Origin of the sequence: Bacillus sp. FSL M8-0071, from assembly GCF_037975455.1 — a bacterium.
Taxonomy (GTDB): domain Bacteria; phylum Bacillota; class Bacilli; order Bacillales; family Bacillaceae; genus Bacillus; species Bacillus subtilis.
Map to the genome: position 1 here is coordinate 1,514,029 of NZ_CP150256.1, position 17,015 is coordinate 1,531,043.

Sequence of the window (17,015 nt, forward strand, 5' to 3'; positions counted from 1 at the left end):
TCATAACTCCAATACTTTAAAATTTTCGCTCTGTTGTTCATATTCTAAGAATGCACCATCAACAGGTGTAATAAACTCAATATTAAATTTCTTTTCTTTCAGCTTTGTTCTGACGTCACGCTCAGATACGCCTTCAATATAAAGTGAATCTGTCTTTTCCCGAACAGGTACTTCGTCAGCCTTCTCTTGATAAAATACCTTATAAATCATTCCAAATCTCTCCTTAAATGCCGTATGTTAGACTCGCTCATTCTATTATATTCGAAAACGGAATATAAGGAAAGCCTTGAGCAAAATAAGGATCTCTCAAAAAGTGAAAGATCCCTTGTCAGGCAATTGCTTTCTTACGGAGCATTCCGTTCCATTGTCTTCTGAGTTTCTTTCTTAATTTACGCAGCATTAGCCAGTTCCTCCTTTATTAAAATATTTGTCCCAGAGTTTTTTTATACAAATAGTATACGGAGATTGAGGAAGACTTTTCGTGGTTATTAATGGAATTTAATATGATTTTTGAACGAAATTGTTTGCTGAATGACAATCTTTTTGTATGATGAGGGTGGGAATTGCAGACCAAGACGATAAAGGGGAAGTTGCGATGGATTCTAAATTAATCTTTTTTGATATTGACGGCACAATATATGATCATGATAAGAATATACCGGAAAGTACGAGAAAAACCGTGGCGGAGCTGCAGCGCCAAGGGCATCATGTGTTTATTGCCAGCGGCCGGTCTCCATTTTTGGTTAAGCCGATTTTGGAGGAGCTGGGCATCCACTCATTTATTTCCTACAATGGACAGTTTGTTGTCTTTGAAAATCAAGTGATTTATAAAAATCCGCTGCCTGAAGATGCAATCAGGCGATTATTAAAGCAGGCGGATGAAGGCAAGCATCCTGTTGTGTTTATGGCTGAGGACACGATGAAAGCGACTGTTGCGGATCACCCTCATGTTCTCGAGGGAATCGGCAGCCTTAAAACCGATTACCCAGAGACCGATGACCTTTTTTATGAAGGAAAAGAAATTTTTCAGCTTCTTTTATTTTGTCAGGATGAAGAAGAAAAAGCTTATGCCGCTTTTCCTGAGTTTGATCTAGTTCGCTGGCATGAGCTATCGACTGATGTTCTGCCGCACGGAGGTTCGAAGGCAGAAGGAATCAAAAAAGTGATTGAGCGTCTTCCGTTTGATATCGGCGATACATATGCTTTCGGCGACGGATTAAATGATCTGCAAATGATTGAATATGTTGGGACAGGCGTTGCTATGGGAAATGCTGTTCCCGAACTGAAAGAAATCGCGGACTTTGTAACAAAACCGGTGGACGAGGATGGAATTGCATACGCTGTCAAAGAATTGGGCCTTTTAAAATAAAGAAATGGCTGGCATTGTGCCAGCCGTTTTTTCTTTTAGCGCTCAATTGCGATTGCATTTTCAGGTTCTTTGAAAGGATTTTCCTTGTCAATATGATCATAGAACATAACGCCGTTCAAATGATCGATCTCATGCTGAAACACAATAGCCGGAAATCCTTTTAAACGAATATCAATATTTTCGCCTTCTAGTGTTGTTCCTTTTACTCTGATGCGAGCATAGCGGGGAACATAACCGGGAATCGCTTCATCTACAGAGAGGCAGCCCTCGCCGCTTGTTAAGTAGCTTTTTTCAACTGAATGGCTGACGATCTTAGGATTAAACAGAGCATAGCTGTATAATTTACCGGAAGCATCTTCCGCATGAACGGCGATCATTCGTTTTTTGATATTAATTTGAGGAGCTGCGAGTCCTACGCCAGGGCGCAGCTTGTATTTTTCGGCTAATTCCGGATTTTGACTGTTTTTAACAAATTCGATCATGTCGGCCAGCTGCTGTTTTTCTGCATCAGTTGGAGGCAGCTCAACAGGTTCGGCAGTCTCTCTGAGGGCTGGATGGCCGTCACGTACGATGTTTTCCATAGTAATCAAGAAACTTCACTCCTAAAGCTTAATATGTAAATTATATCGGATTTCTTCACAAAGGTGCAACGAAACGAATGACCAGCCGTATATGGCTGGTCAATTTCATGCTGTGTGGTTAGCAACAGCCTCCGCCTAAATAAGCAGCTCCGACAATGATTAACAGAATGAATAAAACAACGATTAGCGCAAAGGTGCGGCCGTAGCCATATCCGCAGCCACCATATCCGTAACCACCATAACTGCAGCAGCCTCCGCCGTAACCATATCCATACATATTACATAACCTCCTCTTTTAATTACGCCAGAGCCTTTATAAGTAGGCATAGCGTCTAATATAACCTATGTAAAAACAAAAAAGTTGTATGGTCATCTGTCCTGATTTTTCACTTTTTTGATTTAATTTCAGTATTGCATTTATACAGCACGGCTATTGCCAAATGTCCCCATGGATTCTATAGTAGAAATTGTCAAGATTGGGGGATTTAACGTGAAAGACGCTATAAAACGGCGGCCTGGAATCAAGATCGGAGCTTTTTGTGCTATGGCACTGATATTAACAGGATGCATGGGACAGGACCCGGTTGATTCACTTCATCATTCATTAGAAAAAGCCGCGGAATCGGAAAAGCCGTTTCAAGAAGAACAAAACACACTCAAAGAATTAGAGGCCAAAGAAAATCAGCTTTACGATAGTGTTATGAAGCTCAATATGGATGATTATAAAAAAATTGTTGCTTTATCTAATAAGGCGCTTGAAAATGTCAGCAAGCTCGAAGAACACCTAAAGCTTGAAAATGACAGCATGAAAAAATCGGAAACAGAATTTGAGGAAGCAAAAACGTCAGCGGAACATATTAAGGAAAAAGACATAAAAGAAAAGGCCGATGCCGCAGCAAACCATATGGAGAAAAGATATACATCATATGGCACTATGTATAAAGAGTATAAAAAAGCGCTTGAGCTTAATAAAAAACTGTATATGCAGCTGAAAGACAAAGATTTGACAAGAGATGATCTGGATCAGCAGATCGATAAAGTCAATGCTTCTTATGAAAAGATCCTTAAATATAGCGGAGAATTTAATGAACAAACCGAAAAATATAATAAAGCCCGGGAAGATTTATATGATGCTGCAGGCTATCGTGTGAAAAAGAGCTGACTCGATCAGCTCTTTTTTTGAATGAAATGCGATTCGGATTTCGTTCAAAATTTTCATTTCTATTGTAGTACAGCATAGTAAGGTATACTAGTACAGTTTTGGGTGCGGTTGGCATCTGTTTTTTTGATGAAAATGTAAAGCGAATACATTTATTGAAAATCAGCGATGAAAACGATTGACGGTTCTTCTTTATTTGGTGTAAACTAATCCATGTTAAGCGGTGTTGTATTAGTTTTTTACAACTTCGAAATAATACAGTTCAAAGCAGAGTGTAACTATCCTACATAAAAGGTTTTGGCAAACTGGGGATCGGCTAAAATATAATACGACTTACTGCTGATACTTTAGGGTACCCTAAGTTTGTATGTATAAAAGGAATGCACGTCTAATGACTGTTTAAAAGAAAGGAAGAGGTGACTTAGTATGGCTGCAAAAACGAAAAAAGCTATCGTTGACAGTAAGAAGCAATTTGATGCCATTAAAAAGCAGTTCGAAACGTTCCAAATTTTAAATGAAAAGGGAGAAGTCGTGAATGAAGCGGCGATGCCTGATTTAACTGATGATCAATTAAAAGAGCTAATGCGCCGCATGGTATTTACGCGTGTGCTTGACCAACGCTCTATCTCATTAAACCGTCAAGGACGTCTCGGATTTTACGCTCCTACTGCGGGTCAAGAAGCTTCTCAGATTGCAACGCATTTCGCGCTTGAAAAAGAAGACTTTGTTCTTCCTGGATACCGTGATGTGCCTCAGTTAATTTGGCACGGCCTTCCATTATATCAAGCGTTTCTTTTCTCTCGCGGACATTTCAGAGGAAACCAAATGCCTGATGATGTGAATGCCCTTTCTCCACAAATCATTATCGGTGCTCAATACATTCAAACGGCCGGTGTTGCGCTAGGTCTTAAAAAACGCGGTAAGAAAGCTGTCGCAATCACTTACACTGGTGACGGCGGAGCTTCTCAAGGGGACTTCTACGAAGGAATTAACTTTGCCGGAGCTTATAAAGCACCTGCAATATTCGTGGTGCAAAACAACCGTTACGCGATTTCAACTCCTGTTGAAAAACAATCTGCAGCTGAAACAATTGCACAAAAAGCTGTAGCTGCCGGTATTGTCGGCGTACAAGTAGACGGAATGGATCCGCTTGCTGTATACGCAGCAACTGCTGAAGCACGCGAGCGCGCAATCAACGGCGAAGGTCCAACACTAATTGAAACACTTACATTCCGTTATGGCCCGCACACAATGGCTGGTGACGATCCTACTAAATATCGTACAAAAGAAATCGAAAATGAGTGGGAACAAAAAGATCCGCTTGTACGTTTCCGTGCGTTCCTTGAAAACAAAGGCTTATGGTCTGAAGAAGAAGAAGCAAAAGTGATTGAGGATGCGAAAGAAGAAATTAAGCAAGCGATCAAAAAAGCTGATGCTGAACCGAAGCAAAAAGTAACTGATTTAATGAAAATCATGTACGAAAAAATGCCTCACAACCTTGAGGAGCAATTTGAAATTTATACACAGAAGGAGTCGAAGTAAGCCATGGCGCAAATGACAATGATTCAAGCAATCACGGATGCGTTACGCACAGAACTGAAAAATGACGAAAATGTCTTAGTTTTCGGAGAAGACGTTGGTGTAAACGGCGGCGTATTCCGTGCGACAGAAGGATTGCAAAAAGAATTCGGTGAAGACCGTGTGTTTGACACGCCACTTGCTGAATCTGGTATCGGCGGTCTTGCCCTTGGTTTAGGCTTAAACGGCTTCCGTCCGGTAATGGAAATCCAATTCTTCGGATTTGTTTATGAAGTAATGGATTCAGTTTCTGGCCAAATGGCTCGTATGCGCTACCGTTCTGGCGGACGCTGGACTTCACCTGTAACAATTCGTTCTCCATTCGGCGGCGGTGTTCATACTCCTGAACTTCACGCTGACAGCTTGGAAGGTCTTGTTGCACAACAGCCTGGTATCAAAGTTGTGATTCCATCAACTCCTTACGATGCCAAAGGACTTTTAATTTCTGCGATCAGAGACAATGATCCTGTTGTCTTCTTAGAGCATATGAAGCTTTACCGTTCTTTCCGTCAGGAAGTTCCTGAAGAAGAATACACAATTGAGCTTGGAAAAGCTGACGTGAAACGTGAAGGTACTGATCTTTCAATCATTACTTACGGCGCAATGGTTCATGAATCGTTAAAAGCTGCTGAGGAGCTTGAAAAAGACGGCATTTCTGCTGAAGTTGTCGACCTTCGTACAGTAAGCCCACTTGATATCGATACAATTATCGCTTCTGTAGAAAAAACAGGACGCGCGATTGTCGTTCAAGAGGCACAAAAACAAGCCGGTATTGCTGCAAACGTAGTAGCAGAAATTAATGATCGTGCGATCCTGAGCTTGGAAGCACCTGTACTTCGCGTTGCAGCGCCAGATACAGTATTTCCTTTCTCTCAAGCGGAGAGCGTATGGCTTCCAAACCATAAAGACGTTCTTGAAACAGCAAGAAAAGTGCTTGAATTTTAATCAAACTGCATAATCGAGAGGGAAGATGAACGTTTTCCCTCTATTATATATCTGTTTTCAATGCTTACGATGTAAACTTTAAAATTGCTTAATCAAACTAGGAGGTCGAGAACTGTGGCATTTGAATTTAAACTTCCAGATATCGGGGAAGGTATCCACGAAGGCGAAATCGTAAAATGGTTTGTCAAGCCTAACGACGAGGTAGACGAAGATGATGTACTGGCTGAAGTCCAAAATGATAAAGCAGTAGTAGAAATTCCTTCACCTGTTAAAGGAAAAGTATTAGAATTAAAAGTTGAAGAGGGAACGGTTGCAACTGTTGGACAAACGATTATTACGTTTGATGCACCTGGTTACGAAGATCTTCAATTTAAAGGCAGCGACGAGTCTGACGATGCGAAAACTGAAGCACAAGTTCAGTCAACTGCAGAAGCTGGACAAGACGTTGCGAAAGAAGAGCAAGCTCAAGAGCCTGCAAAAGCTACTGGCGCAGGACAGCAGGATCAAGCTGAAGTTGACCCGAACAAACGCGTGATCGCTATGCCTTCCGTACGTAAATATGCTCGTGAAAAAGGCGTAGACATCCGTAAGGTTACTGGTTCAGGCAACAACGGACGTGTTGTAAAAGAAGATATCGACAGCTTTGTAAACGGAGGAGCGCAAGAAGCTGCACCGCAAGAAACAGCTGCACCACAAGAAACAGCTGCTAAACCGGCTGCTGCACCAGCTCCAGAGGGCGAATTCCCAGAAACACGCGAAAAAATGAGCGGTATCCGTAAAGCAATTGCAAAAGCGATGGTTAACTCTAAACACACTGCTCCTCACGTAACGTTAATGGACGAAGTGGACGTAACAAACCTTGTTGCACATCGTAAACAGTTCAAACAGGTTGCTGCTGATCAAGGAATCAAGCTGACTTACTTGCCTTACGTTGTAAAAGCTCTTACATCTGCACTGAAAAAATTCCCTGTTTTAAACACGTCAATTGACGATAAAACAGATGAAGTCATCCAAAAACATTACTTCAACATCGGTATCGCTGCTGACACTGAAAAAGGCTTGCTTGTACCGGTTGTGAAAAATGCAGATCGTAAATCTGTCTTTGAAATTTCTGATGAAATCAATGGCCTTGCAACAAAAGCTCGTGAAGGCAAGCTTGCTCCAGCTGAAATGAAAGGCGCATCTTGCACAATTACAAACATCGGTTCTGCCGGCGGACAATGGTTCACTCCGGTTATCAACCATCCAGAAGTTGCGATTCTTGGTATCGGACGCATTGCAGAAAAAGCGATTGTTCGTGATGGCGAAATCGTAGCAGCTCCAGTCTTAGCTCTTTCTCTCAGCTTCGACCACCGTATGATCGACGGAGCAACTGCGCAAAATGCATTAAATCACATCAAGCGTTTACTGAACGATCCACAATTAATTTTAATGGAGGCGTAATGTTATGGTAGTAGGAGATTTCCCTATTGAAACAGATACTCTTGTAATTGGTGCGGGACCTGGCGGCTATGTAGCTGCCATCCGCGCTGCACAGCTTGGACAAAAAGTAACAGTCGTTGAAAAAGCAACTCTTGGAGGCGTTTGTCTGAACGTTGGTTGTATCCCTTCAAAAGCGCTGATCAATGCAGGTCACCGTTATGAGAATGCAAAACATTCTGATGACATGGGAATCACTGCTGAGAATGTAACAGTTGATTTCACAAAAGTTCAAGAATGGAAAGCTTCTGTTGTCAACAAGCTTACTGGCGGTGTAGCAGGTCTTCTTAAAGGCAACAAAGTAGATGTTGTAAAAGGTGAAGCTTACTTTGTAGACAGCAATTCAGTTCGTGTGATGGATGAGAACTCTGCTCAAACATACACGTTCAAAAACGCAATCATTGCTACTGGATCTCGTCCTATCGAATTGCCAAACTTCAAATATAGTGAGCGTGTCCTGAATTCAACTGGCGCTTTGGCTCTTAAAGAAATTCCTAAAAAGCTCGTTGTTATCGGCGGCGGATACATCGGAACTGAACTTGGAACTGCGTATGCTAACTTCGGTACTGAACTTGTTATTCTAGAAGGCGGAGATGAAATTCTTCCTGGCTTCGAAAAACAAATGAGTTCTCTCGTTACACGCAGACTGAAGAAAAAAGGCAACGTTGAAATCCATACAAACGCGATGGCTAAAGGCGTTGAAGAAAGACCAGACGGCGTAACAGTTACTTTCGAAGTAAAAGGCGAAGAAAAAACTGTTGATGCTGATTACGTATTGATTACAGTAGGACGCCGTCCAAACACTGATGAGCTTGGTCTTGAGCAAGTCGGTATCGAAATGACGGACCGCGGTATCGTGAAAACTGACAAACAGTGCCGCACAAACGTACCTAACATTTATGCAATCGGTGATATCATCGAAGGACCGCCGCTTGCTCATAAAGCATCTTACGAAGGTAAAATCGCAGCAGAAGCTATCGCTGGAGAGCCTGCAGAAATCGATTACCTTGGTATTCCTGCGGTTGTTTTCTCTGAGCCTGAACTTGCATCAGTTGGTTACACTGAAGCACAGGCGAAAGAAGAAGGTCTTGACATTGTTGCTGCTAAATTCCCATTTGCAGCAAACGGCCGCGCTCTTTCTCTTAACGAAACAGACGGCTTCATGAAGCTGATCACTCGTAAAGAGGACGGTCTTGTGATCGGTGCGCAAATCGCCGGAGCAAGTGCTTCTGATATGATTTCTGAATTAAGCTTAGCGATTGAAGGCGGCATGACTGCTGAAGATATCGCGATGACAATTCACGCTCACCCAACATTGGGCGAAATCACAATGGAAGCTGCTGAAGTGGCAATCGGAAGTCCAATTCACATCGTAAAATAATTTTCATATCAAAAACAGCCCTCGCTCAAAGCGGGGCTGTTTTTTTTATTTTGACAGCACATGCTGTAATGGTTTAATGATGTCTTCTTTCTTTTTCACACATCCCTCGATTTTCACCACGACATGGCGCTGATCAACAACCATAAGGGTAGGGACAGTTTCAATCTCATCTTCCCAGCCTTCTTTTTTATCATAGACCTTCATTTTATCTATTTGCTCGGGATAATCTTTTTCTAAATCAAGCAGTGCATCGTAATAAGGCGCTTCCTGGTCTATTTGGTTCTCATCAGAAAAAAACAGGATTTGTGTATGATGAATGTTGTCAATCCGGCTTTTTTTCATCGGATTGATGGTGGAAAGCGTACAGCCCGATAAAGCAAATACTATTATCAGCATGGGGAATACCGCGCGATATCGCATCTATCTTCTCCTCTGTATAAACAGTAGTTAACTAGCTTTAGTTTATCACGAGAGGCGGCTTAATCTGCTTCTTGTTACCTAATTGTTATATAATTGAAACCGTTTTTAAAGTGAGATTACATATTATATCAATCGTTTAAAATAGCAACCTGGGGTATATTGAATTTTTTGCTGCATTCTTGGATGAAAGTTCAAGAAAACGTGAAATTACATTATGTGCTGTGGCATATATATCGAGTAAAGCTTCTGTATGAAGAAGATATTGTATGAGGGAAAATGGAAAAGCACGGTCTATATGATGATCTAAAATTAAATGTGTTATACAGTTTATTGTTGACATTTTAAATGTGACATATTAATATAATAACAACAAAAGAAATTAAGCGTTTTCAAATTTCAAAGAAATGGGGAATAAGAGATGGGTACGATTGTTTGCCAAGATTGCAACGAAGCCATTCATTACTTTGAAGATGAGAAAGTGACAACATTATACGGAACATGCTGCGGACAATGTCAATGTCCTGTTGATGAAGAGTAAAAAAAAGCATGCGGCTTTAAGCCGCATGCTTTTTATTTTTTATTGAATTGCTTTTTGTTCTTTGATGACCCGGATCATATGTAAAGTCGAGTCCTCAGGTCCTTGAACAGGGAGGCCTGCGTCAAGGTTTTTAAAAATGTAGCTGATGTTTTCTTCTGTAATAATTTCTCCTGGAATGAAGATTGGAATACCAGGCGGATATACCATGACAAATTCAGCAATAATCCGTCCGGATGCTTCTTTTAATGGGATGACTTCCGTATTTGCATAAAAAGCATCACGCGGAGTCATTGCCAATAAAGGTATTTCTGGAAGCAGAACCTCAGTTTTCTGATGTGTTACATCTTGTTCTGACATTTGCTGTGCGATCTCAGTTAAAGCCTCTACAAGCCGGTCTGCATCATTTTGGCTGTCACCAGGAGTGAAAATACACAAAATATTGTACAGATCAGAAAGCTCCACCTCAATATTAAAGGATTCACGAAGCCATTTTTCCACGTCATGTCCTGTCAGGCCAAGACTTTTCACAGAGATAATCAATTTTGTCGGATCATAGCTGTAAGCTGCTTTCGAACCAAGAATCTCAGAACCGACACAATAAATGCCTTCAATCTGGTTGAGGCGATCTCTCGTCTGATTGGCAAGCTTTAGTGTTTCCTCAGCAAGCTGGTGGCCTTCTGTTGCAAGGCGTTTTCTGGCAACATCCAAAGAAGCGAGAAGCAAGTAAGAAGTTGACGTAGTTGTCAGCATGCTCAGGATGGATTGCACTCTGTCTTTAGATACAAGGCCTTCTCTCATGTTTAAAATAGAGCTTTGTGTCAGTGATCCGCCCAGTTTGTGGACACTTGTCGCTGCTATGTCTGCTCCTGCCTGCATAGCTGAAAGCGGCAATTCATCGTGAAAATGAATGTGAACGCCGTGTGCTTCATCCACAAGCACTGGCACATCAAACGAATGAGCGAGTTCTACGATGCTTTTTAAGTCGGCTGCAACACCAAAATATGTCGGGTTGATGACGAGAAGCCCTTTTGCATCCGGATGTTCGGTAAGCGCCCGTTTAGCAGATTCAAGTGTAATGCCGTGGGAGATGCCCAATTCATTGTCAATTTCAGGATGAATAAAAATTGGAATCGCTCCGGAAAATACAATAGCTGTCATAATTGATTTATGAACATTTCTTGGAATAATAATTTTATCGCCAGGTCCGCAAACAGCCATTACCATTGTCATAATGGCGCCGCTTGTTCCTTGAACAGAAAAAAATGTATGATCCGCTCCAAATGCTTCAGCAGCCAGATCTTGTGCTTGTTTAATAATGCCTTTTGGCGCGTGCAGATCGTCTAATGGTTCAATATTAATCAAATCTATGCTTAACGCGTTTTCACCGATAAATTGTCTGAATTCTGGGTCCATTCCTGCCCCTTTTTTATGGCCGGGAATGTGGAATTGAACAGGCTGTCTGCTTGCATGCTTTTTCAGTCCTGTGTATAAGGGTGTTTCATGTTGCGACAATTGTTTTCCCACCTTTGTAATCATACCTATGCATAATAGTGTGTATTAAAATCAGTTTCTCAACCGTTTTTTAGACGTAAAACAAATGAATTATATTATGAACTTGAAAGAATGTAAAGAACAATTTATGATCAAATGAAGATGCTTTCTCTTAAGGGAAGTAAATCTATAAGGAGTGAAGAAAATGGAGTATCAATATCCGATGAATGAAGATTGGACAACCGAAGAAGCAGTGGATGTGATTGCATTTTTCCAGCAGGTTGAGCTTGCATATGAAAAAGGGGCGGATCGTGAAGAACTGCTTAAAGCTTACCGCCGTTTCAAGGAAATTGTACCGGGGAAGGCCGAAGAAAAAAAGATATGCGGCGAGTTTGAGGAACAAAGTACATATTCTCCTTATCGCACGGTCAAACAGGCGAGAGAATCTGATCACGCGAAGATTAAGATGTAAGAAAAAGAGCCGGGGGATATCCCGGCTCTTTTTTATGCTTGTGATACTTTTTGGGTGAGACGGTACAGAAAAGCAAGCTGCTTAAAGGCATCGTCGATACGCTGAAGGAATTCCTGGTTATTCATATTCAGCACTTCTTCTTTTTGGAGCTGGATGCCGCATAACAGCTCAGCTTTCTTTACAGTCTGCAAACGCTCAAACAGTGTCTTCAGTTGTTCCTTGTCCATTTCAGACTGTTTATGTACGCCCGGTTTTGTGTGATCTGCAGACCAAACGAAGCTGTCAGGGATATTTTTCGTAATGGTTTCTTGGTTCACTTCAAGCAATTTGCCGTATTCTTCTTTGATAGGGGATTCATAAATAATCGCGAACCACACAAAGACGTGACTTTCCCATAAACCAATTTGGAAATGCGGCAGTTTTTTATAGCCTCTTTTGCTGTTTGCGAACGCCACCCAGCTGTCAGCCGGGGGATTGACGGATCTTCTTGCGTGCTTCGCCACATGCGGAAACATTTCATCTCCGGTTAAAGCTGATAAAGTTGGGGCAAAATGTTCGCCTAGAGCTGTAAGCTTCGGACGGACCGTCTCTTTTAATACTTCCATGCGCGCGTCTAAGCCTTCTATTGTAAATGTGTTAAAGTCTTCTTCAGTGAAACGCATTTGTGTCATGATTTTCCTCCTTCATGCTAAGTATACATATTTTATCACAGTTCATACGAGCTTCAAAAAGATTGAGCGCGTTTGAAGTAAGGAGAAATGTGGTAATAAACGAGTAGGTAAACACACAATTTTCAGAATCATGTTGCGCGTAAATAGAACAATCATACGATATAAGAAGTAATCATTGTTGAATGGCAAAATGGGATGCTTTTTTACAAACAAATGATCTCTGGAAGGGGCGAAAGACAATGAGGCAAGTTGTAAAAGAGGGATTTAAGGAAGAGAAAAACAATCGTGTTGCTGTCTGGAGACTAGAGGTTGATTATGAATTGGCAACCCTATATGAAGCAATGCAGAAAGAAAATGAAGAGCAGATTGAACAAAGCAAAAACAAACTTGAGCGACTTAGAAAAGAATGGATTCGTCTTAACGGGTAAAAAAGCGATAGTGAAAACGAACCGCATGAATGGTTCGTTTTTACGTGAGAAGGGATATTTTTCATTTTCCTTGCTTTTTCATTGCCGTTATCAGTATCCTATAAAATAAAAGGTCTACATAGAAGAGAGGTACGAACGAATGACAAATTGGACGGAAATTGATGAGATTGCAAAGAAGTGGATAAGAGAAGCAGGCGCGAGAATTAAACAATCCATGCATGAAAGCCTGACAATTGAAACGAAATCAAATCCGAATGATTTAGTCACCAATATTGACAAAGAAACCGAAAAGTTTTTCATTGATCGAATTCAAGAAACATTTCCGGGACATCGGATACTCGGTGAAGAGGGGCAAGGAGACAAAATCCACTCACTTGAGGGAGTCGTATGGATTATTGATCCGATTGATGGGACGATGAATTTTGTGCACCAGCAAAGAAATTTTGCGATTTCCATTGGGATTTTTGAAAACGGTGAAGGGAAAATCGGTTTAATTTATGATGTGGTGCACGATGAGTTGTATCACGCATTTAGCGGCAGAGGAGCTTATATGAATGAAACGAAGCTGGCTCCATTAAAAGAAACCGTCATTGAAGAAGCGATACTTGCCATTAATGCAACATGGGTAACGGAAAACAGAAGAATTGATCAAAGTGTGTTAGCGCCACTTGTGAAAAGAGTAAGAGGCACACGCTCCTACGGTTCTGCCGCTTTAGAGCTGGCAAATGTCGCGGCAGGAAGAATAGATGCTTACATCACGATGCGGCTTGCGCCATGGGACTACGCAGCCGGCTGTGTGCTGTTAAATGAAGTAGGAGGCATCTATACGACCATTGAAGGAGAGCCGTTTACCTTTTTAGAAAACCACAGTGTGCTAGCCGGAAATCCATCTATACATAAAACGATATTTGAAGAGTATCTTCATGCTGGGAAGTAGGCCATTTGAGCAGGATGATCTCAGCTTGTTAGAAAAGCTCGCGGAGGCTCATCCTGTATGGAAAGAGGAGGAGTTTGGAGATAAAGATGCAGAAGACTATATCATTTCCTACTCCATGTACAACGGTTCATGGCTTGTATGGGAAAAAGACGGTCTGCCTGTTGCCGTCAGCTACCATCTCGAGTGGTCTCCTTCAAACGGTAAGCCGTGGCTCGGAACGGTCCTGATTGACCCGGCTGAAGAAAAAAAGGGACATGCGAAGATGATCATTGAACAGATCAGCAAATTGCTTAGAGCGAAACACAAAGCGATGTTTGCGGGAGTTCCCATTGAGCGCAGTGAATGGATACTGTTTTTAAGCCAATGCGGCTTTGAACAGCTGAAAACGGAAAAAGATGAGAAAGGCAAATCATTTATGATCTTGGTGAAGCCTTTAGCAGAAGCTGCCGTATGATAACGACAGCTTATTTGCTGCATGCGGGTTCAATAAAAAGCCTCTCAAACATTGAGAGGCTTCTGATAATTTGAAAATTATTTTTTTACCGCATGAATATAATGAATCGTTTCAAACGCTGACAAATTGTCTTTTCGATTACTAAACAAAAGGTCATTAATGTCGTCTGGTGATAGATGTTCATAGATCAGTAAACCAGATGACTCTAACAGATGTTCAATCTCTTGATAAGTGAAACATGATTTCATCGGTTCCCCGCTTGCGGCAGCCATCTTCACCATAGCTTCAACTCGATTTGACGTCCCTTTTGCTGTAAAAAGTGTTTCGTCCGCATAATCAAAAACAATAGAGCTTCCAGGCGGGACATAAGAAAATAAATTGCTGATCAAGCTTGCATTTTCTTCCCGTGTTACATAATAAGACACTCCGAGAAGGCTGAAGAATGTTTTTGTGTTCTTAAATCCTTCATCTAAGAGAGGATCATACGAAAACGTTTTGGTGAAATCCATAGGAACAAAATGAAGATGACCCGGAATTGTCAGATTTGCATCCTTCAGCTTATTTTTTTTGAATTGCTGTGTAGCCGGATGGTCAACCTCGAAAACCTGTAAGCTGTTTTCTAATTCTGGATGCCGAAAGCAGAAAGTATCCAGCCCCGCTCCAAGAATGACATACTGTTTTGTCCCCAGGATTATTTCGTTGTGCAAGACTTTTTCACAATAAGAAGCACGTGCTAGGGGCGTGGGAGACAGCTGGATTTGTGCAACCCATTTTAATATTTTTTCAGGATCATTTTGAAGACGTTCGGCGATCTCTTTGTTGAAAAACGATATTCCTTGAATCATATTTTTACTGATGTCGATAAACTCTTTTTCGTTAATGAGATCTTTTGCGATAAAATCATCAAAAATAAGAGGTGTGTCATATCGGCTGTGATATGCACGGGCAAAAGCTGAAATTAGAGACGTTAAGCTGGACTCATTTTTCCTCATGAAATGATCCTCCACAAAAAATAAGATTCCCCTGGCCAGGAGAATCTTATTATACATACAAATATATTAATAGTAAATTTTAGCACAAATAAATTTTTTTGTCAATGTTTTTGCTCTTAACTGGACGCGCGATCCTTCACATAGCCACGTGACCTGTAGCAGAATTCGTCTATCAATTATGTGGACTGAATCATTAGCTTTTATAAAATGCGCACTTGCGGCTGCATCCCTCTTTTTGCAAATCAGAAGCCGTTTCTGTCTCATGGCAGCATCTTTTCGTCATTGCTGCTGAAGAGAGTAATCAAGATATATAACGAAAAAAAAGCCTGAGAAATCTCAGGCTTTTTCTAATATTACAATCCAACAGCATTCCAGGCTGCTTCAACTTTAGCGGCATCAGTTGAGCCGTAGAGGTCACGGGCAGACTGAATGAGAGCTGCCTTTGCATCTTTGAACGTGGAAGAAGGCGTGAGGTACGTTGTTAACGCACGGTAATAGATTTGCTGTGATTTAGATACACCAAGTTTTGTGATGGTGTTGTAAGCGGCTTTGTTTGGAATTCCGCTGTTTGTGTGTACACCGCCATAATCGCCTTCATCTGTGTTTGGAAGGTTTCGGTAATTGGCGTAATTGTCAGGCTGGTTGTATTTTGTAGGGTTGGACAGGCTGCGAAGAGCAGGCTGGCTGACCGTAATGTCTTCACCGATGTCCCAGTCTTCTGTATCGTTAAAATACCCGAATACGTCAGAGAAAGACTCGTTTAATGCACCTGGCTGATTTTCATAAATCAAGTTGGCTGTTTCTTGGGTGACGCCATGTGTCATTTCATGCGCTGTCACATCTAATGAGCCGGAAAGCGGAGAGAAGAATGAACCGTCGCCATCACCGTAAATCATCTGGTCTCCTGTCCATGCAGCGTTATTGTATTGAGTGCCGTAGTGAACGGAAGAAACGATTTTACTGCCTTTGTTATCATAGCTGTTTCGTTTAAAGTTTGAATAAAAATAATCGTACACTTTACCGAGGTTATAGTGTGCGTCAACGGCTGCCCGCTGTGATGAAGATGTAAATGTTTTCGTTGTGCTTGAGACAAGCGTGCCCGGAAGGCGGCTTTGTCTGTTTTGCAAATCATATGTGATGATTTGGGTGCCTGTTGGTTTTGAAAGATCTCTTAGAACATATTTTCCGCCTTCATAAGAGATGTTCAAAGGAACAGTTGCGCCCTTTAGCGTTGTTCCGCTTCCAGTGGCGGCGGCATGTTCTACTTTATTTTGCTGTTTTAAAATGCTGCCTGTTTCGGCGTCAACTAAGACTTCCCAGTTTGCAGGTTCAGGCTCGACATAGCGAATCGTCACGTCGTAAGCAAGACGATAGCTGCCGTCTTTTGTTTCTATCGCTTTTAATTCGGCTTTATTGCTGTTTTTGGCCGCTCCGTTAGAAACAGCGTCTGGTGATTTGCCGATAGCTTTGAAAGCGAGTGCCAGCGCTTTTTCAGAAGAGACTTTTTGGCTGTTATCTGTTTTTGCAGCAGATTGATTGTGTAATTCACCATTGACCGCATAGACATTATCGGATTTATCGACGTGAACGATCACTTGCGAATCTTTAATTGGCACTCCGTTAACGACAGGCGCATATCGAAAGTGCTTGTATCCAAGGGCATCAGTCGTGCTTTCAACAAGCTTCAGCCTTTTGGAAGGGTCACCTTTAAAAATGTTGCTGTTCTTTTTCAAAAACTGCTTGACAGCCTTGTCATTTGGTGCAGAGAGTTCTGATTGCGCAATCGCGTTTTTGGAGAGGAAATTTGTTTGATTCTCTTTAAGCTGATGACCTTCAGCAGCCTGAACACCTGGCAGGCTGATTGATAAACTCATAAACGAAGCAGCGACAGCAACAGACAATTTCTTACCTAAACCCACAATAAATCCCCCTTTTTGAAAATACTGAAAACTTTATATTGTTATATTAAACTAGCATTCTGGAATACTCAACAAAAACTAACATAACTAGACAAAATTGATAGTATTGTCCTGTGTTTGTTTTTGTTGAATAATATCAAGATGAGTCAAGTGTCATGTGGTGGTTCATTCAAGAGTTATGTTTTTTACATATCAAGGGGA

General features: G+C 41.5%; 19 protein-coding genes. 11 read left to right on the forward strand and 8 right to left on the reverse strand.

Annotated elements, in window-relative coordinates:
• Positions 1–210, reverse strand: a complete 210-nt coding sequence (gene rnpZA / locus MKX71_RS07870) for an RNA polymerase subunit omega 1 (RefSeq protein ID WP_003222303.1) — start codon at positions 208–210, stop codon at positions 1–3.
• Between the two features lie 385 nt (positions 211–595).
• Here rnpZA and MKX71_RS07875 point away from each other — a divergent pair, with 385 nt between their 5' ends.
• Positions 596–1,369, forward strand: coding sequence for a Cof-type HAD-IIB family hydrolase (locus tag MKX71_RS07875; RefSeq protein ID WP_015252170.1), 774 nt, complete (start codon positions 596–598; stop codon positions 1,367–1,369).
• A gap of 35 nt (positions 1,370–1,404) precedes the next feature.
• On the opposite strand, the gene def is transcribed toward MKX71_RS07875, so the two are convergent.
• Together def and MKX71_RS07885 are read right to left on the reverse strand one after the other, a co-directional pair.
• Positions 1,405–1,959 carry a peptide deformylase gene (gene def, locus MKX71_RS07880; protein ID WP_003245474.1) on the reverse strand — a complete coding sequence of 185 codons (555 nt, stop codon included), beginning with the start codon at positions 1,957–1,959 and terminating at the stop codon, positions 1,405–1,407.
• Positions 1,960–2,068: 109 nt separating this feature from the next.
• Positions 2,069–2,227 (reverse strand): YjcZ family sporulation protein, encoded by a 159-nt coding sequence (locus tag MKX71_RS07885; protein ID WP_003232317.1) that lies wholly within the window; start codon positions 2,225–2,227, stop codon positions 2,069–2,071.
• 213 nt (positions 2,228–2,440) lie between these two features.
• Here MKX71_RS07885 and MKX71_RS07890 point away from each other — a divergent pair, with 213 nt between their 5' ends.
• The 5 genes from MKX71_RS07890 to lpdA all read left to right on the forward strand — a co-directional run bounded on the left by MKX71_RS07890 (position 2,441) and on the right by lpdA (position 8,492).
• Positions 2,441–3,112 (forward strand): YkyA family protein, encoded by a 672-nt coding sequence (locus MKX71_RS07890; protein ID WP_247471616.1) that lies wholly within the window; start codon positions 2,441–2,443, stop codon positions 3,110–3,112.
• 423 nt (positions 3,113–3,535) lie between these two features.
• Entirely contained in the window at positions 3,536–4,651 is a 1,116-nt protein-coding gene (gene pdhA, locus MKX71_RS07895; protein WP_003222294.1) for a pyruvate dehydrogenase (acetyl-transferring) E1 component subunit alpha, read from the forward strand.
• Between the two features lie 3 nt (positions 4,652–4,654).
• Entirely contained in the window at positions 4,655–5,632 is a 978-nt protein-coding gene (gene pdhB, locus MKX71_RS07900) for a pyruvate dehydrogenase complex E1 component subunit beta (protein ID WP_014113660.1), read from the forward strand.
• 114 nt (positions 5,633–5,746) lie between these two features.
• Entirely contained in the window at positions 5,747–7,075 is a 1,329-nt protein-coding gene (gene pdhC, locus MKX71_RS07905; RefSeq protein WP_003232311.1) for a pyruvate dehydrogenase complex dihydrolipoyllysine-residue acetyltransferase, read from the forward strand.
• Positions 7,076–7,079: 4 nt separating this feature from the next.
• A complete protein-coding gene (gene lpdA, locus MKX71_RS07910; protein ID WP_003232309.1) occupies positions 7,080–8,492 on the forward strand; it encodes a dihydrolipoyl dehydrogenase in 1,413 nt (470 codons plus the stop codon).
• Positions 8,493–8,537: 45 nt separating this feature from the next.
• Here lpdA and slp read toward each other — a convergent pair whose 3' ends face one another.
• The gene (gene slp / locus MKX71_RS07915; RefSeq protein ID WP_003245672.1) at positions 8,538–8,912 is read right to left on the reverse strand and encodes a peptidoglycan-associated lipoprotein Slp; all 375 of its coding nucleotides are present in this window, start codon (positions 8,910–8,912) and stop codon (positions 8,538–8,540) included.
• A 418-nt stretch (positions 8,913–9,330) separates the two neighbouring features.
• On the opposite strand from slp, the gene MKX71_RS07920 reads away from it, so the two are divergent.
• Complete coding sequence (locus MKX71_RS07920) at positions 9,331–9,450, forward strand: GapA-binding peptide SR1P (protein ID WP_003232305.1); 120 nt, start codon at positions 9,331–9,333, stop codon at positions 9,448–9,450.
• 39 nt (positions 9,451–9,489) lie between these two features.
• Here the strand turns inward: MKX71_RS07920 and speA are convergent, their stop codons facing one another.
• Entirely contained in the window at positions 9,490–10,962 is a 1,473-nt protein-coding gene (speA, locus tag MKX71_RS07925) for an arginine decarboxylase (RefSeq protein WP_339231937.1), read from the reverse strand.
• Positions 10,963–11,146: 184 nt separating this feature from the next.
• On the opposite strand from speA, the gene MKX71_RS07930 reads away from it, so the two are divergent.
• Entirely contained in the window at positions 11,147–11,413 is a 267-nt protein-coding gene (locus MKX71_RS07930) for a UPF0223 family protein (protein WP_014476700.1), read from the forward strand.
• A 32-nt stretch (positions 11,414–11,445) separates the two neighbouring features.
• Here the strand turns inward: MKX71_RS07930 and MKX71_RS07935 are convergent, their stop codons facing one another.
• The gene (locus MKX71_RS07935; RefSeq protein WP_015252167.1) at positions 11,446–12,084 is read right to left on the reverse strand and encodes a YktB family protein; all 639 of its coding nucleotides are present in this window, start codon (positions 12,082–12,084) and stop codon (positions 11,446–11,448) included.
• Between the two features lie 239 nt (positions 12,085–12,323).
• On the opposite strand from MKX71_RS07935, the gene MKX71_RS07940 reads away from it, so the two are divergent.
• From MKX71_RS07940 to MKX71_RS07950, 3 genes are all read left to right on the forward strand, one after another.
• A complete protein-coding gene (locus tag MKX71_RS07940) occupies positions 12,324–12,512 on the forward strand; it encodes a hypothetical protein (RefSeq protein ID WP_009967148.1) in 189 nt (62 codons plus the stop codon).
• Between the two features lie 139 nt (positions 12,513–12,651).
• A complete protein-coding gene (gene suhB, locus MKX71_RS07945) occupies positions 12,652–13,449 on the forward strand; it encodes an inositol-1-monophosphatase (RefSeq protein WP_014476703.1) in 798 nt (265 codons plus the stop codon).
• Positions 13,450–13,474: 25 nt separating this feature from the next.
• Positions 13,475–13,903, forward strand: a complete 429-nt coding sequence (locus MKX71_RS07950; RefSeq protein ID WP_128738609.1) for a GNAT family N-acetyltransferase — start codon at positions 13,475–13,477, stop codon at positions 13,901–13,903.
• A gap of 77 nt (positions 13,904–13,980) precedes the next feature.
• Here the strand turns inward: MKX71_RS07950 and MKX71_RS07955 are convergent, their stop codons facing one another.
• Together MKX71_RS07955 and nprE are read right to left on the reverse strand one after the other, a co-directional pair.
• Positions 13,981–14,895, reverse strand: a complete 915-nt coding sequence (locus MKX71_RS07955) for a class I SAM-dependent methyltransferase (protein WP_144482482.1) — start codon at positions 14,893–14,895, stop codon at positions 13,981–13,983.
• Positions 14,896–15,248: 353 nt separating this feature from the next.
• Positions 15,249–16,814, reverse strand: coding sequence for a neutral metalloprotease NprE (gene nprE, locus MKX71_RS07960; RefSeq protein WP_003245026.1), 1,566 nt, complete (start codon positions 16,812–16,814; stop codon positions 15,249–15,251).
• Between the last annotated feature and the right edge of the window lie 201 nt (positions 16,815–17,015).

Excerpts from the sequence above, each read along its gene's own strand:
- rnpZA (WP_003222303.1), bottom strand. The coding sequence starts at position 210 with ATGATTTATAAGGTATTTTATCAAGAGAAGGCTGACGAAGTACCTGTT.
- MKX71_RS07875 (WP_015252170.1), top strand. The coding sequence starts at position 596 with ATGGATTCTAAATTAATCTTTTTTGATATTGACGGCACAATATATGAT.
- MKX71_RS07885 (WP_003232317.1), bottom strand. The coding sequence starts at position 2,227 with ATGTATGGATATGGTTACGGCGGAGGCTGCTGCAGTTATGGTGGTTAC.
- pdhA (WP_003222294.1), top strand. The coding sequence starts at position 3,536 with ATGGCTGCAAAAACGAAAAAAGCTATCGTTGACAGTAAGAAGCAATTT.
- pdhB (WP_014113660.1), top strand. The coding sequence starts at position 4,655 with ATGGCGCAAATGACAATGATTCAAGCAATCACGGATGCGTTACGCACA.
- lpdA (WP_003232309.1), top strand. The coding sequence starts at position 7,080 with ATGGTAGTAGGAGATTTCCCTATTGAAACAGATACTCTTGTAATTGGT.
- slp (WP_003245672.1), bottom strand. The coding sequence starts at position 8,912 with ATGCGATATCGCGCGGTATTCCCCATGCTGATAATAGTATTTGCTTTA.
- MKX71_RS07920 (WP_003232305.1), top strand. The coding sequence starts at position 9,331 with ATGGGTACGATTGTTTGCCAAGATTGCAACGAAGCCATTCATTACTTT.
- MKX71_RS07930 (WP_014476700.1), top strand. The coding sequence starts at position 11,147 with ATGGAGTATCAATATCCGATGAATGAAGATTGGACAACCGAAGAAGCA.
- MKX71_RS07935 (WP_015252167.1), bottom strand. The coding sequence starts at position 12,084 with ATGACACAAATGCGTTTCACTGAAGAAGACTTTAACACATTTACAATA.
- MKX71_RS07940 (WP_009967148.1), top strand. The coding sequence starts at position 12,324 with ATGAGGCAAGTTGTAAAAGAGGGATTTAAGGAAGAGAAAAACAATCGT.
- suhB (WP_014476703.1), top strand. The coding sequence starts at position 12,652 with ATGACAAATTGGACGGAAATTGATGAGATTGCAAAGAAGTGGATAAGA.
- MKX71_RS07955 (WP_144482482.1), bottom strand. The coding sequence starts at position 14,895 with ATGAGGAAAAATGAGTCCAGCTTAACGTCTCTAATTTCAGCTTTTGCC.